The organism is Metapseudomonas boanensis (assembly GCF_042232855.1).
Classification (GTDB): domain Bacteria; phylum Pseudomonadota; class Gammaproteobacteria; order Pseudomonadales; family Pseudomonadaceae; genus Metapseudomonas; species Metapseudomonas boanensis.
Genome location: NZ_CP113889.1, coordinates 2,049,965 through 2,064,283 on the forward strand (window position 1 = coordinate 2,049,965; position 14,319 = coordinate 2,064,283).

Genomic DNA, 14,319 nt, shown 5'->3' on the forward strand with positions numbered 1-14,319 from the left:
TTGTGGGCGCAAGGCGGCCGGGCGGTTCAAGCCGCCTGCTTGGCCAGTTGTTGATCAAGGAATTCGTAAGCGAGCCGGCGGGCCTGCTCGGTATCGAAGGCCTCTCCGGACAGCGCGCCGCGCAGCCACAGGCCGTCGATCAGCGCAGCCAGGCCGCGAGCGGCGGTACGGGCGCTTTCTACGTCGAGCTCGCGGCGGAACTGCCAGCAGAGATTCGAGTAGAGGCGGAGGTCGTTGATGCGTTGCAAACGGCGCAGCGATGGCTGGTGCATGCTGCTGGCCCAGAACGCCAGCCAGGTCTTCATGGCCGGGCCGTTGACCTGGGTTTCGTCGAAGTTGCCGTCGATGATCGAACGCAAATAGCCACGCGGGGATTCATCGCGCATGGCTTCGCGGCGCTTGCGCACCGCCTCCTGCAAGTCGTTCATGAGGAAGCGCATGGTGGCTTCCAGCAGGCCGTTCTTGTCCTGGAAGTAGTGGCTGATGATGCCGTTGGAAACCCCCGCCAGCCGGGCGATGTAGGAAATGCTGGCGTCACTCATCCCAACCTGGTCGACGGCCTCGAGGGTCGCGTGGATCAGCTGGGTACGGCGCAGTGGCTGCATTCCAATCTTGGGCATGGGGGTTCCTCCTCTCCGGCGTATCCGGGTGGGTTGAAATCCAGCCTACTTTATTTTTATTGAACGTTCAAACAACAAAGAATAAGCTGCGCACCATGGAACGGGATGCGGCAGTTCGCCGCACCTTTTTCAGGCCATCGACCTGACCTCGGACGGTGGTGTGGGACTGTCGTTGCGCCCAACAGGCGCCTGCTTTCACTGCCCCTGGAGCCAATCTCCAAATGAGTACTGCTTCTCCAACAACAAAAAACCACGGGAAGGTGCGCCTGAATCCGGTCGTGTTCTTCGGGTCCACTGCGCTGATCGTGCTTCTCACGGTTGCCTTGATCGCATTCCCCGATAGCGCCGGCGCCTGGCTCGGCCAGGCCCAGAGCTGGCTGTCGCGCAGCTTCGGCTGGTACTACATGCTGGCCATTGGCGCTTATCTGTTCTTCGTGCTTTACGTGGCGTTCTCCCGCTACGGCCATCTGCGCCTGGGTGCCGATGACGACAGACCCGACTTCAGTTACGGCGCCTGGGCCGGCATGCTGTTCTCCTCCGGGATCGGCATTTCGCTGCTTTATTTCGCCGCCTCCGAGCCCATCGACCACCTCTACAACCCGCCGGAAGGCGAGCCGGGCAGTCAGTCCGCTGCGCGCCAGGCGCTGCAGCTGACTTTCCTGCACTGGGGCGTACACGGCTGGGCGATCTATGCGCTGGTGGGCCTGGCGGTCGGCTATTTCGCCTATCGCCACAAACAGCCGCTGGCCCTGCGTTCGGCGCTCTATCCACTGTTCGGCGAGCGCCTGATGAAGGGCTCAGTGGGTAACGCGGTGGATTGCTTTGGCATCTTCGTGACCCTCCTGGGCCTGGTGACCAACCTCGGTATCGGTTCCCTGCAGGTCTCCTCCGGCCTTGAGTACCTGTTCGGCTTTCCGCACAGCCAGGGCGCGCTGTTGTCGGTGATCCTCGTGATGAGCGCGGTGGCCACCCTGGCTGCGGTGTCCGGCATCGAGAAGGGCATCCGTCGCCTGTCGAACCTGAACATCATTCTGTTCAGCGGTCTGCTGGTGTTCGTGCTGCTCGCGGGGGATACCCTGCACCTGCTCAACGGTTTCGTGCAGAACCTGGGCGACTACCTCAACGGCCTGGTGCTGAAGACCTTCGACCTCTACGTCTATACCGGCCAGTCCGGCAAGAGCGAAGAGTGGATGGGCCTGTGGACCCTGTTCTACTGGGCGTGGTGGATTTCCTGGGCCCCCTTCGTAGGCATGTTCGTGGCCCGTATCTCGCGTGGTCGTACCGTGCGCGAGCTGGTGTGTGGTGTACTGCTGATCCCGCTGGGCTTCACCCTGGCCTGGCTGTCGGTGTTCGGCAACAGCGCCCTGGAGCTGGTGATGAACCAGAACGCGGCAGATCTCGGCAAGGCGGCGCTGGAACAGCCGGCGATGTCGATCTACCTGCTTCTGGAGCATTACCCCTGGTCCAAGGTGGTGATCGGCCTCTCGATCTGCGTCGGCTTCGTGCTCTTCCTCACTCCGGCTGACTCCGGCTCGGTGATGCTGGCCAACCTCTCTCGCGAGGAGGGCGACCTCGACGAAGACGCGCCGAACTGGCTGCGGATCTTCTGGTCCGTGCTGGTGACCCTGGTGACCATCGGCCTGCTGTTCGCCGGTAACTTCACCGCCATGCAGACGGTGGTGGTGTTGGCGGGGCTGCCGTTCTCGGTTGTGCTGTTGCTGTATATGTTCGCCCTGCTCAAGGCGATGAAAGCCGACCTGGCGGCGAGCCAGCCGGCCGCGACGGCGCAGCCAGCACTGCGTGGCGAAGCGGCCTGATCCTTCGCCCTGCGTGTGTAACGAAAAAGCCCGGTCCAGTGACCGGGCTTTTTCGATTCGCATGGGCAGGACGGGTCAGGCAGCACTCCGGTGAGCGCAGTGATACTCATCGAAGAGAACCGGCAGTTGTTTGATGGGTATCGCAGCTGTCATGCCGGGATGGTCATGGGTAAACCGTCACCCCACGTGTCCCGACCCCCGCTATCTATCCATCCCGGTAGCAGACAGGCTCAACCCATCCTGCGGGGTGTCTTGGCCAGCTGCAGGTCGAGGTATTCGAAGGCGATGCGCAGGGCCTGCTCGGTTTGGAACGCATCGCCGGACAGCGCACTGCGCAGCCACAGACCGTCGATCAGCGCGGCCATGCCCCGCGCCGCGGCGCGGGCCTCGTCGAGCGGCAGCACACGGCGGAACTCGCAGCAGAGATTGGAGTAAAGCCGGTGGTCGTTGATCCGCTGCAAGCGGCGCAGCGACGGCTGGTGCATGCTGCTGGCCCAGAATGCCAGCCAGGTTTTCATGGCCGGGCCGCTGACCTGGCTGTCATCGAAGTTGCCTTCGACGATGGCCCGCAGCTGCGCGCGTGGGCTATCGTCTCGCAGCCTGGCGCGACGCTGGCGCACGGCAGTACTGAGGGCGGCCATCAGGTGACGCATTGTGGCTTCCAGCAGGCCGTTCTTGTCCCGGAAGTAGTGGCTGATGATGCCGTTGGAAACGCCGGCGAGACGGGCGATGTAGGCGATGCTGGCATCGCTCATGCCGACTTGGTCGACGGCCTCGAGGGTGGCCTGGATCAACTGCGAACGGCGGATCGGCTGCATTCCGACCTTGGGCATCAGGGATTTCCACCATGCTCTGCGGATTTGGGAGGGCGCAGTCTAGGGGGTATTCGATTGATCGATCAATCGATGGGATTGATCGATCCTGGTCGGGCCAATTTCCCCCCCGCGCTAACGAGGGGGGCTACCGTCAGCTTCGCTCAGCGCTGTTGCGGCGCCGGCTGCTGCTGGGTGATGCAGTGGATGTTGCCGCCGCCGAGGAGGATCTCCCGACCTGGCACCATGACCACTTCATGCTCCGGGAACACGCGCGCGAGGATCGCCTCGGCCGTGGCGTCCTTCGCATCGTCGAACTTCGGCGCGATGATGCCGCCATTGACGATCAGGAAGTTGACGTAGGAACCGGCCAGGCGAATCGACGGATCGCGCTCCTGGGTGCCTTCCACCAGATCGACGCCCGCGCATTCTTCCTCGGTGGCGTAGATCGGGCCTGGAATTGGCATCTTGTGCACGACCAGTTGGCGGCCCTTGGCGTCGCGGGCGCTTTCCAGCACTTTCATCGCGGCCTGGCAACGCGGGAAGTTCGGGTCCTGCGGGTCGTCAGTCCACGCCAGCAGCACTTCACCTGGGCGAACGTAGCAGCAGAAGTTGTCCACATGGCCGTCGGTCTCGTCATTATACAGACCGTCCGGCAGCCAGATGATGGTGTCCACCGCCAGGTGCTCGCGCAGCACCGCCTCGATCTGCTCGCGGTCGAGATGCGGGTTGCGGTTCTTGTTCAGCAGGCATTCTTCAGTGGTGATCAGCGTGCCTTCGCCATCCACATGGATGGAGCCGCCTTCCAGCACGAAGCCGTCGGTACGGTAGCGCTTGCTGTGCTCGATCTCGAGGACCTTGCGCGCCACCTGGTCATCGCGGTTCCAGGGGAAGTAGAGGCCGCCGTCGAATCCGCCCCAGGCGTTGAAGGTCCAGTCCACGCCACGTACGTCACCCTGGTCATTGACCACGAAGGTCGGGCCAGTGTCGCGCACCCAGGCGTCGTCGGTGCTGATTTCCACCACGCGGATGTTCGGCTCGTCCAAGCGGGCGCGGGCGTTCTCGTACTGGCCGGCGGAGACGCAAACGGTCACCGGCTCAAAGCGTGCGATGGCCTTGGCCACAGCGGTGAAGGCTTCCTGCGCGGGCTTGCCGCCCAGGCGCCAGTTGTCCGGACGCTCGGGCCAGACCATCCAGGTCTGGCTGTGCGTTTCCCACTCGGCAGGCATGCGGAAGCCGTCGTCGCGCGGGAGGCTGTTCAGTGTGTTCATCGGTCCACCTCTATCTGCGAACTGGGGCCAGGGCCAGGTCCCCTACGGCAGGCATCCTGCGGCAGCGGACCAGAGCCCCGAGGCTGGAATCAGGATGCCAGCGAGCCGTCCAGGGTCTTGATCGGGCCGTAGAGGTTTGGGCGGCGGTCACGGAACACACCCCAGGCGCTGCGTACGCGTTCGAGCTGGTCGAGGTCGAAGCTATGCACCAGGATCCCTTCCTCGGTCTGGTTCAGTTCCTCGACTTTTTCGCCAAACTGGTTAGCGATGAACGAGGACCCGTAGAAGGTGATGTCATAACCGTCCTGCTCTTCCTTGCCGATGCGGTTGGAAGCCACCAGTGGCATCAGGTTGGCGCCGGCATGGCCTTGCTGCACGCGCTGCCAATGCTCGCGAGAAATGATGTTGGGGTCATGCGGCTCGCTACCAATGGCCGTCGGGTAGAAGAGGATCTCGGCGCCGAGCAGTGCCATGCAGCGCGCGCTCTCCGGATACCACTGGTCCCAGCAGATACCGACGCCGATCTTGGCGTAGCGGGTGTTCCACACCTTGAAGCCGGTGTCGCCCGGGTTGAAGTAGTACTTCTCGTGGTAGCCCGGGCCATCCGGGATGTGGCTCTTGCGGTAGATGCCGAGGTTGCTGCCATCGGCGTCAATGATCGCGATGCTGTTGAAGCGTGCGCGGCCGGCCAACTCGAAGAAGCTGATGGGCAACACGACTTCCAGCTCTTTAGCGACCTTCTGGAAGTGCGCGATGGCTTCATTGACTTCAGTCGGGGTCGCCAGCAACAGGTAGTCCGCATTGGGCTTCTGACAGAAATAGGGGGTCTCGAAGAGCTCCTGGATCAGGATGATCTGCGCGCCCTTGGCGGCAGCCTGGCGGACCAGCTTCTCGGCGTTGGCGATATTCGCGGCGCGATCCCAGGAGCAGGCCATCTGGGTGGCGGCGACGGTAACGATATGGGACATGGAACACCTCGTAAGGACGATTACGAATAGGTCGTTAGAACCTAGCAGACGACCTGTGGCAATGCCGTGTCGGCGAGTCTGTGCTCGCCGTTCGGATGTTGACTTTATAATCGATAAAAATCCGTATTAGAAGCGTAATTTTTCTATCGCTTGGCTTTGATCGATTATTAAGCGGATAAATATCCGATTAATATTGGGTTAGTCCGCCTTCGGGGTCGGGCGTTTGGGTAGGAAGGGCGGCAGGTAGAGGCCGAGGTAGGCATCGAACACCCGCATGCCCTCCTCGGCCAGGCGCGGGGTGATTTCGCCGTGTAGCTGCACCGAGCGGGCATAGACACGGTCGCCCAGTTCCATGGCCAGGGCGAAGACGTCGATATCGTCGGGCAGGGTCGGCAGTTCGAAATGGCGCTCGAAGAGGATGTGCATCAGCCGGCCGAGTTCGATGTCGTGTTGGCGGTCGGCCTGGGTCACCTCGGTGAGGCCGTGTTGGGCGAGGATCAGTTGGCGCGCCGCGGCATCGGCAGCATAGATAGATAGCATGCGCTCCTCCACCAGCCGTGATAGATCGCGCCAGTGGCGCAGGCCGTCATGGGCGATGGGTTGCTGCAGGCAGGCGCGGAAGGCGGCATGCACGTCTGTGGTAAGGGCCTCGAGGATGGCCGGCACGCTGGAGAAGAAATGGTAGACGGAGGAGGGAGGCATCTCCGCGCGCTCAGCGACGGTGTAGATCGACAGGTTGGCAACGCCTTGCTCGGCGAGCAGGGTGCGGGCGGCGTCGAGTATCCCGGTGATACGCAGTTGGCTGCTGGCGCGAGGCTTGCGGGTAGTGGCGTGGCGCGACATGGGAGGCTCCTCTCCTTAGAGCCGCTATTGGACGTCAGGCCGCGGGGCGGCGGCAAGTGCGGGGAAGGGGCAGGGCGCTGCGCTGGCTGTTTGTCGTAGGAGCGAATTCATTCGCCTGGTAATCAAAATGGCGGCGGTGCAGCCCTTTGCGAATGAGTTCACACGCACAGGAGCGGGGCCGCCACCTTGGGCGCTATTTCCCTGCGCGAAACGCGGCCCAGACCTGGTCGCGGGTGACGCCGAGCTTTTCCGGCAGGGCCTCCAGTGGGAACAAGCGGCGCTTGGTGTCCTTGTCCGGGTAGAGGCCTGGCTGGTTGCGCAGGGCCTCGTCCAAGTACTGACGAGCATCCGCATTGCCACTGGGGTAGAGGGTTTCGCTGGTGATCCTGGCCGCGATCTGAGGCTGAAGCAGGTAGTCGATGAATCGGTGCGCCAGGTCGGCGCGGTGGGCGCTGGCAGGAATCACCAAGTTGTCGATGAACAGCACCGAGCCTTCCTGCGGGACCATGAAGTTCACCGGCTGGCCGGCTGCTGCGGCATTCAGGGCATCGCCGACCCAGGCCATGGCGACGCAGAGTTTTCCGGCATTGAGATCGGCAATGTAGCGCTGGCTATCGATGTAGCGCAGGTTCGGACGCAGCGCTGCGAGCAGGTCGCCGCTGCGTTTCAGTCGGCTCGGGGCACTGCGTGCGAGGCTGCGCCCCTGATAGTTGAGCAGGACCGCCAGGGTTTCATCCGGGGCGTCCAGCAGGCTGACCCCGCATTGGCTCAGGCGAGCACTTTGCTCTGGATCGAAGAGCAGGCTCCAGCTCTGGGGAAGTGGGCCGCCAAAGGCCTTTTCCGCTTGTGGAGTGTTCACGGCCAGGCCAACGGCACCCCAGAGGTAGGGCACCGCGTGCCGATTATTGGGGTCGGAGGCGGCTACCTTGCTCAGCAGTTGTTTATCGAGGTGCTTGCGATTGGGTAGCAGCTTGAAGTCCAGCGGCTGCAAGCGCCCGCTGCTGATCAGTCGAGGCAGCGCGTTATGCGAGGGAACCGCGACATCGATCGGCTCGCCACCGGCCAGGGCCTGTTCCAGTTCCTCGGCGCTGCTGAAGGTGCGGTAATCGACACGAATGCCGGTGTGTTGCTCGAAGTCCTTGAGCACCTGGGGGGCGATGTAATCGTTCCAGTTGTAGACGCGAATCAGATCTTCGGCCTGAGCCAGCGTGGGGAGCAGTGCGAGCAACAGCGGGGCGAGCAAGCGGGGCATGACTTCCTCCCTGATGTGAACATGCAATCTCGGTCTTTTGGGGGTTTTGCCGGTCGGAGAAGCCGAGCGAGCAATTGCCAATGGGCAGATAAAACAACGCCGGCCCTGGGGCCGGCGTTGGGGACTCGCTTACACGGTATGCAGATACCAGTTGTATTCGAGGTCGGAGATGGAGTGTTCGAACTCCTCCAGCTCGCTTTCCTTACAGGCGACAAAGATGTCGATGTAATCCGGGCTGATGTACTTGGCCAGAACTTCGCTGTCGTCCAGTTCGCGCAGTGCATCGCGCAGGTTGTTCGGCAGGCTCTGCTCCAGTTGCTCGTACGAGTTGCCTTCGATGGGGGCGCCGGGCTCGATCTTGTTGGTCAGGCCGTGGTGGATACCCGCGAGGATCGCCGACATCATCAGGTAAGGGTTGGCATCGGCACCGGCAACGCGGTGTTCGAGGCGCACCGAGTCCGGGCTGCCGGTGGGCACGCGCAGCGCGACGGTACGGTTGTCCAGGCCCCAGCTCGGTGCGTTCGGCACGTAGAACTGTGCGCCGAAACGGCGGTAGGAGTTCACGTTCGGGCACAGGAAGGCCATCGACGCTGCCATGGTCTCGAGCACACCGCCGACCGCATGACGCAAAGCGGCGTTCTGCTCGGGATCATCGGCGGTGAAGATGTTCTTGCCAGTCTTCTTGTCGATGAGTGAAATGTGCACGTGCAGACCGTTGCCCGCCTGGCCCGGATAGGGTTTGGCCATGAAGGTGGTGTCCATCTCATGGTCGTAGGCGATGTTTTTGATCAGGCGCTTGAGCAGCACCGCGTAGTCGCAGGCCTTGATCGCATCGGTGACGTGGTGGAGGTTGACCTCGAACTGCGCCGGGGCGCTTTCCTTGACGATAGCGTCGGCCGGAATGCCCTGGACCTTCGCCGCTTCGAGGATGTCCTGGAGGCAGTCGGCATATTCATCCAGGTCGTCGATCAGGTAAACCTGGGTCGACTGCGGACGCTTGCCGGAGATCGGCGAGCGAGGCGGCTGCGGACGGCCGTTCAGGTTCTCCTGGTCGATCAGATAGAACTCTAGTTCGAAAGCCGCGCAAATAGTAAGGCCCAGCTCGTCAAACTTCTCCACGACCTGACGCAGCACTTCACGTGGGTCAGCAAAGAAGGGCTGGCCTTCCAGTTCGTGCATGGTCATCAGCAGCTGCGCGGTAGGACGCTTTTGCCAAGGCTCGTCACTGAGGGTTCCCGGGATCGGATAGCAGATGCGGTCAGCATCGCCGATGTCCAGGCCGAGGCCTGTACTTTCGACGGTGGATCCATTGATGTCGAGAGCGAAGAGTGAAGCAGGGAGGTTGATGCCCTTTTCGTAGACTTTGTGGAGGCTGGCGCGTTCGATTCGCTTGCCTCGTACCACTCCATTCATATCTGCAATTAGTAGGTCGACGAACTGGACCTCAGGATGTTCCTTAAGGAATTCGTTCGCTTCTTGAAGCTGAACGGCACTCGGGGGTACCGACATGATGCAACACCTTTTTTGTTAAAAATATCAATCACGCAGAATCTAAGGTGAGAGTCAATCCGAATCACCCCAGGTTGTCAAGCTGACCCTATTTTGCCCTAAAAGTGGGCTCGATGGCCAGTTTTGGGGCGTTTCAGGGCATTCATACTTCTCTCGGAGCCATGCCCGGCGCGGTGCTCAGTGGAGTGTGTTCAATTTTTTACGGCCCTATTGTGTAAAAAAATGAACAACGCTAAGCTCGGTCGAAACCCATAACAGCAATAAAACGGGTGTCTCATGGCTCGCCTGCCGTTGATCGGCGTAACCGCTTGTACCAGGCAGTTAGGATCTCAGTCCTACCACACTGCGGGTGACAAATACGTTCGTGCGGTGGCGGTCGGAGCCGGGGGGCTTCCCCTGGTGATTCCGGCCCTCGCGGAACTCATTGATCAGCCAACTCTCCTGGCCAGCCTGGATGGACTGCTTTTCACCGGCTCTCCTTCCAATATAGAACCTCATCATTATCAAGGCTCGGCCAGTGAGCCGGGCACGCCGCATGACCCTGAGCGCGATGGCACGACTTTGCCTCTTATTAGCGCAGCAGTAGCGGCAGGTATTCCGGTGCTGGGGATCTGTCGCGGCTTCCAGGAGATGAATGTGGCATTCGGCGGCACCCTGCATCAGAAGGTGCATGAAGTAGAAGGATTCATGGATCACCGCGAGCCGGACGATCAGCCGCTCGAGGTCCAGTACGCCCCCCGTCATCCGCTGCATGTGCAGCCGGGGGGCATTCTCGACGGCATCGGCTTGCCGTCCGAGATCCAGGTCAACTCCATTCATGGCCAGGGCGTTGAACGTCTGGCGCCGGGCCTGCGTGTAGAGGCTCTGGCGCCAGATGGGTTGGTCGAGGCCTTTTCGGTCGAAGGCGCCAGCAGCTTTGCCCTCGGAGTGCAGTGGCACCCCGAATGGCAAGTTCGATCCAACCCAAACTATCTCGCCATCTTCCAGGCCTTTGGTGAGGCTTGCAGGAAGAGGGCGGGGAAACGCTGAACGGGGAGATCGCCTGCAGTAAGCCGATGAGTTTGCCGGGTCATGGAGTTCGGACTGTACTGTCCGTGGCTGGAAGCTCCTGTGTGGACGATCGGTAGCAAACCTGCAGATGCCTTCTTGTGAAGCTCTCAATCCTGAGGTCTTTATGACTACCAAGCTCGACCAGCTCACAAGCTGGCTGAAAGAACGCAAAATCACCGAAGTTGAATGCATGATCAGTGATCTTACTGGTATTGCACGAGGTAAGATCTCGCCGACGAACAAGTTTCTGGACGAGAAGGGCATGCGCCTCCCGGAGAGCGTGCTGCTGCAGACCGTAACCGGCGACTACGTCGAAGACGACATTTACTACGAGCTGCTCGACCCGGCGGACATCGATATGTTCTGCCGTCCTGACGAGCATGCCGTCTATCTGGTGCCTTGGGCTATTGAACCCACCGCGATGGTGATTCACGACACCTTCGACAAGCAGGGCAACCCGATCGAGCTGTCCCCGCGCAACCTGCTCAAGCGCGTGCTCAAGCTCTATGCCGACAAGGGCTGGAAGCCCATCGTTGCGCCAGAGATGGAGTTCTACCTGACCAAGCGCTGCGATGACCCGGACTTCCCACTGCAGGCACCGTTGGGCCGCTCGGGCCGCCCGGAGACTGGTCGCCAGTCCTTCTCTATCGATGCGGCGAACGAATTCGACCCGCTGTTCGAGGACATGTACGACTGGTGCGAAATGCAGGACCTGGATCTGGACACCCTGATCCACGAGGAAGGTCCGGCGCAGATGGAGATCAACTTCCGTCACGGTGATGCCCTGGAACTGGCCGACCAGATCCTGGTGTTCAAGCGCACCATGCGTGAGGCCGCGCTCAAGCACAACGTGGCAGCCACTTTCATGGCCAAGCCAATCACCGACGAGCCGGGCAGTGCCATGCACCTGCACCAGAGCGTGATCGACATCAAGACCGGGAAGAACATCTTCTCAAATGAAGATGGCTCCATGAGCGAGTTGTTGCTGCACCACATCGGTGGTCTGCAGAAGTACATCCCCGAGGTGTTACCCCTGTTCGCGCCCAACGTGAACTCGTTCCGCCGTTTCCTGCCGGATACCTCGGCGCCGGTGAACGTGGAGTGGGGCGAGGAAAACCGTACCGTGGGTCTGCGCGTACCGGATGCCGGTCCGCAGAATCGGCGTGTGGAAAACCGCCTGGCCGGTGCCGACGCCAACCCTTACCTGGCCATCGCCGCCAGCCTGCTGTGCGGCTACATCGGCATGGTGTCGGGCGTGGCGCCGAGCGCGCCGGTGAAGGGCCGTGGCTACGAGCGCCGCAACCTGCGCCTGCCGCTGACCATCGAGGCGGCGCTGGAGCGGATGGAAGGCTGCCGGGATATCGAGGAATACCTGGGCAGCAAGTTCGTGAAGGCCTATGTCGCGGTCAAGCGCGCCGAACATGAAAACTTCAAACGGGTGATCAGCTCTTGGGAACGTGAGTTCCTGCTGCTCTCCGTCTGATCCGGAACGGGGTGTCGGCCACGCCGGCCGGCACTCCAGATGTGTGTATATCGAGGTATGGATATGAACAGCCAAGTGACCAACCCCCAGACCCGTGAGTGGCAAGCGCTCGGTCGCGACCACCACCTGCCACCGTTCACCGACTACAAGGCACTGAACGCCAAGGGTGCGCGGATCATCACCAAGGCCGAGGGCGTCTACATCTGGGATAGCGAGGGCAACAAGATCCTCGACGGCATGGCGGGCCTGTGGTGCGTCAACGTCGGCTACGGCCGTGAGGAGCTGGTGCAGGCTGCGGCTCGCCAGATGCGCGAGCTGCCCTTCTACAACCTGTTCTTCCAGACCGCGCATCCGCCGGCACTGGAACTGTCCAAAGCCATCGCCGACATCGCCCCGGAAGGCATGAATCATGTGTTCTTCACCGGTTCCGGCTCCGAGGCCAACGACACCGTGCTGCGCATGGTTCGCCATTACTGGGCCATCAAGGGCCAGCCGCAGAAGAAAGTCATCATCGGCCGCTGGAACGGCTATCACGGCTCCACAGTTGCCGGCGTCAGCCTGGGCGGCATGAAAGCGCTGCACGGACAGGGTGACCTGCCGATCCCCGGGATCGAGCACATCGCGCAGCCCTACTGGTTCGGCGAAGGCGGTGACATGGCGCCGGAAGAGTTCGGCGTATGGGCGGCCGAGCAGCTGGAGAAGAAGATTCTCGAAGTGGGCGAGGAGAAGATCGCGGCCTTCATCGCCGAGCCTATCCAGGGCGCAGGTGGTGTGATCGTTCCGCCGGAAACCTACTGGCCGAAGATCCGCGAGATCCTCGCCAAGTACGACATCCTCTTCGTCGCCGACGAAGTGATCTGTGGCTTCGGTCGCACCGGCGAGTGGTTCGGCAGCCAGTACTACGGCCTTGCCCCGGACCTGATGCCGATCGCCAAGGGCCTGACCTCCGGCTACATCCCCATGGGCGGCGTAATCGTGCGTGACGAGATCGTCGATACCCTGAATGAGGGTGGAGAGTTCTACCACGGCTTCACCTACTCTGGTCACCCGGTTGCGGCTGCGGTAGCGCTGGAGAACATCCGCATCCTGCGCGAAGAGAAGATCGTCGAGAAGGTCAAGGCGGAAACGGCACCGTATTTGCAAAAACGCTGGCAGGAGCTGGCTGACCACCCGTTGGTTGGCGAGGCGCGTGGGGTCGGGATGGTTGCGGCCCTGGAGCTGGTCAAGAACAAGAAGACCCGCGAGCGTTTCGCCGACGGCATCGGGATGCTGTGCCGTGAGCACTGCTTCCAGAATGGTCTGATCATGCGCGCGGTAGGCGACACGATGATCATTTCGCCGCCGCTGGTGATCAACAAAGATGAGATCGACGAACTGGTGAACAAGGCACGCAAGTGCCTGGACCTCACCGCGAGTGCAGTCAAGGGCTGAGAAAAAGGGCTGGCTTACGGCATTTCGCGATTGCGGCTGTTGTAAGCAAGCCCTCGACCTTGCCAGACTTCGCCGGTGCGTTGGCCAGGCTCACCGAGTGGTGGCGTATTCGGTACGACGCCGCTCGGACACTTCAACAAAAAATGGAGCTACCCGCATGATAAAAAACTTCGGCAAAACCCTGCTCGCCCTGACCCTGGCTGGTGCCGTGGCCGGCATGGCCCAGGCTGACGACAAGGTACTGCACGTTTACAACTGGTCGGACTACATCGCCCCGGATACCGTTGAGAAATTCACCAAGGAAACCGGCATCAAGGTCGTCTACGACGTATTCGACTCCAACGAGACCCTTGAGGCCAAGCTCTTGGCCGGCAAGTCGGGTTACGACATCGTGGTGCCGTCCAACAACTTCCTGGCCAAGCAGATCAAGGCCAAGGTTTACCAGCCGCTGGACAAGTCCAAGCTGCCGAACTGGAAGAACCTGGACACGAACCTGCTGAAGACCGTCGAAGTGTCCGATCCGGGCAACCAGTACGCCTTCCCCTACATGTGGGGTTCCATCGGCATCGGTTACAACCCGGACAAGGTCAAGGCCGTACTGGGCGACAACGCCCCGGTGGACTCCTGGGACCTGCTGTTCAAGCCGGAAAACATCGAGAAGCTGAAGGCCTGCGGCGTTTCCTTCCTCGACTCGCCCACCGAGATCCTGCCGATCGCCCTGAAGTACCTGGGCCACGATCCGCTGAGCCAGGACCCCAAGCAGCTGAAGGAAGCCGAGGCGCTGTTCCTCAAGATCCGTCCGCACATCACCTACTTCCACTCTTCCAAGTACATCTCCGACCTGGCCAACGGCAACCTCTGCGTGGCCGTGGGTTACTCGGGTGACGTGTACCAGGCCAAGTCCCGCGCCGAAGAGGCCAAGGCCGGTGTGAACGTCGCCTACAACATTCCGAAAGAAGGTGCTGGTACCTTCTTCGACATGATCGCCATGCCGGCAGACGCGGCCAACCCCGAAGCTGCCTACGCCTTCATGAACTTCCTGATGAAGCCGGAAATCATGGCGGAGATCACCAACGAGGTGCAGTTCCCCAACGGGAACGCCGCCGCCACCGATCTGGTCGACGAGGCGATCCGCAAGGACCCGGGTATCTACCCGACCCAGGAGACCATGGCCAAGCTCTACGCCTTCCCGGACCTGCCGGCCAAGGTGCAGCGCGCCATGACCCGCAGCTGGACCACCATCAAGTCGGGCAAGTAAGCATG

12 protein-coding genes are annotated in these 14,319 nt (G+C 61.5%); 5 read left to right on the forward strand and 7 right to left on the reverse strand.

Translation table 11 applies throughout. The features are described 5' to 3' along the window. Positions 1-26 precede the first annotated feature (26 nt). Positions 27-620, reverse strand: a complete 594-nt coding sequence (gene betI / locus OXH74_RS09365) for a transcriptional regulator BetI (protein WP_375740977.1) — start codon at positions 618-620, stop codon at positions 27-29. A 278-nt stretch (positions 621-898) separates the two neighbouring features. Here betI (OXH74_RS09365) and OXH74_RS09370 point away from each other — a divergent pair, with 278 nt between their 5' ends. Further along, a complete protein-coding gene (locus tag OXH74_RS09370) occupies positions 899-2,437 on the forward strand; it encodes a BCCT family transporter (protein ID WP_375741586.1) in 1,539 nt (512 codons plus the stop codon). A 230-nt stretch (positions 2,438-2,667) separates the two neighbouring features. Here OXH74_RS09370 and betI (OXH74_RS09375) read toward each other — a convergent pair whose 3' ends face one another. From betI (OXH74_RS09375) to OXH74_RS09400, 6 genes are all read right to left on the reverse strand, one after another. Then, positions 2,668-3,270: a transcriptional regulator BetI gene (gene betI / locus OXH74_RS09375; protein WP_375740978.1), complete on the reverse strand. Its 603-nt coding sequence runs from the start codon at positions 3,268-3,270 to the stop codon at positions 2,668-2,670. A gap of 143 nt (positions 3,271-3,413) precedes the next feature. Then, complete coding sequence (aguA, locus tag OXH74_RS09380; protein WP_375740979.1) at positions 3,414-4,520, reverse strand: agmatine deiminase; 1,107 nt, start codon at positions 4,518-4,520, stop codon at positions 3,414-3,416. Positions 4,521-4,609: 89 nt separating this feature from the next. Next, positions 4,610-5,488 (reverse strand): N-carbamoylputrescine amidase, encoded by an 879-nt coding sequence (aguB, locus tag OXH74_RS09385; RefSeq protein ID WP_375740980.1) that lies wholly within the window; start codon positions 5,486-5,488, stop codon positions 4,610-4,612. A gap of 198 nt (positions 5,489-5,686) precedes the next feature. After that, positions 5,687-6,331: a TetR/AcrR family transcriptional regulator gene (locus OXH74_RS09390; protein WP_375740981.1), complete on the reverse strand. Its 645-nt coding sequence runs from the start codon at positions 6,329-6,331 to the stop codon at positions 5,687-5,689. Between the two features lie 193 nt (positions 6,332-6,524). Further along, the gene (locus OXH74_RS09395) at positions 6,525-7,583 is read right to left on the reverse strand and encodes a polyamine ABC transporter substrate-binding protein (protein WP_375740982.1); all 1,059 of its coding nucleotides are present in this window, start codon (positions 7,581-7,583) and stop codon (positions 6,525-6,527) included. 129 nt (positions 7,584-7,712) lie between these two features. Further along, entirely contained in the window at positions 7,713-9,092 is a 1,380-nt protein-coding gene (locus tag OXH74_RS09400; protein WP_375740983.1) for a glutamine synthetase family protein, read from the reverse strand. Between the two features lie 276 nt (positions 9,093-9,368). On the opposite strand from OXH74_RS09400, the gene OXH74_RS09405 reads away from it, so the two are divergent. The 4 genes from OXH74_RS09405 (at position 9,369) to OXH74_RS09420 (ending at position 14,314) form a co-directional block, all read left to right on the forward strand. After that, positions 9,369-10,121: a gamma-glutamyl-gamma-aminobutyrate hydrolase family protein gene (locus OXH74_RS09405; protein WP_375740984.1), complete on the forward strand. Its 753-nt coding sequence runs from the start codon at positions 9,369-9,371 to the stop codon at positions 10,119-10,121. Positions 10,122-10,266: 145 nt separating this feature from the next. Further along, positions 10,267-11,625, forward strand: coding sequence for a glutamine synthetase family protein (locus OXH74_RS09410; RefSeq protein WP_375740985.1), 1,359 nt, complete (start codon positions 10,267-10,269; stop codon positions 11,623-11,625). A gap of 63 nt (positions 11,626-11,688) precedes the next feature. Further along, the gene (locus OXH74_RS09415) at positions 11,689-13,056 is read left to right on the forward strand and encodes an aspartate aminotransferase family protein (RefSeq protein WP_375740986.1); all 1,368 of its coding nucleotides are present in this window, start codon (positions 11,689-11,691) and stop codon (positions 13,054-13,056) included. 157 nt (positions 13,057-13,213) lie between these two features. Beyond that, positions 13,214-14,314 (forward strand): polyamine ABC transporter substrate-binding protein, encoded by a 1,101-nt coding sequence (locus OXH74_RS09420; protein WP_375740987.1) that lies wholly within the window; start codon positions 13,214-13,216, stop codon positions 14,312-14,314. Positions 14,315-14,319: the final 5 nt, after the last annotated feature.

Bases quoted from the DNA above. Each gene is read 5' to 3' on its own strand.
- aguB (WP_375740980.1), bottom strand. From the start codon at position 5,488: ATGTCCCATATCGTTACCGTCGCCGCCACCCAGATGGCCTGCTCCTGG.
- OXH74_RS09390 (WP_375740981.1), bottom strand. From the start codon at position 6,331: ATGTCGCGCCACGCCACTACCCGCAAGCCTCGCGCCAGCAGCCAACTG.
- OXH74_RS09410 (WP_375740985.1), top strand. From the start codon at position 10,267: ATGACTACCAAGCTCGACCAGCTCACAAGCTGGCTGAAAGAACGCAAA.
- OXH74_RS09405 (WP_375740984.1), top strand. From the start codon at position 9,369: ATGGCTCGCCTGCCGTTGATCGGCGTAACCGCTTGTACCAGGCAGTTA.
- aguA (WP_375740979.1), bottom strand. From the start codon at position 4,520: ATGAACACACTGAACAGCCTCCCGCGCGACGACGGCTTCCGCATGCCT.
- OXH74_RS09395 (WP_375740982.1), bottom strand. From the start codon at position 7,583: ATGCCCCGCTTGCTCGCCCCGCTGTTGCTCGCACTGCTCCCCACGCTG.
- OXH74_RS09415 (WP_375740986.1), top strand. From the start codon at position 11,689: ATGAACAGCCAAGTGACCAACCCCCAGACCCGTGAGTGGCAAGCGCTC.
- betI (WP_375740977.1), bottom strand. From the start codon at position 620: ATGCCCAAGATTGGAATGCAGCCACTGCGCCGTACCCAGCTGATCCAC.
- OXH74_RS09400 (WP_375740983.1), bottom strand. From the start codon at position 9,092: ATGTCGGTACCCCCGAGTGCCGTTCAGCTTCAAGAAGCGAACGAATTC.
- OXH74_RS09420 (WP_375740987.1), top strand. From the start codon at position 13,214: ATGATAAAAAACTTCGGCAAAACCCTGCTCGCCCTGACCCTGGCTGGT.
- betI (WP_375740978.1), bottom strand. From the start codon at position 3,270: ATGCCCAAGGTCGGAATGCAGCCGATCCGCCGTTCGCAGTTGATCCAG.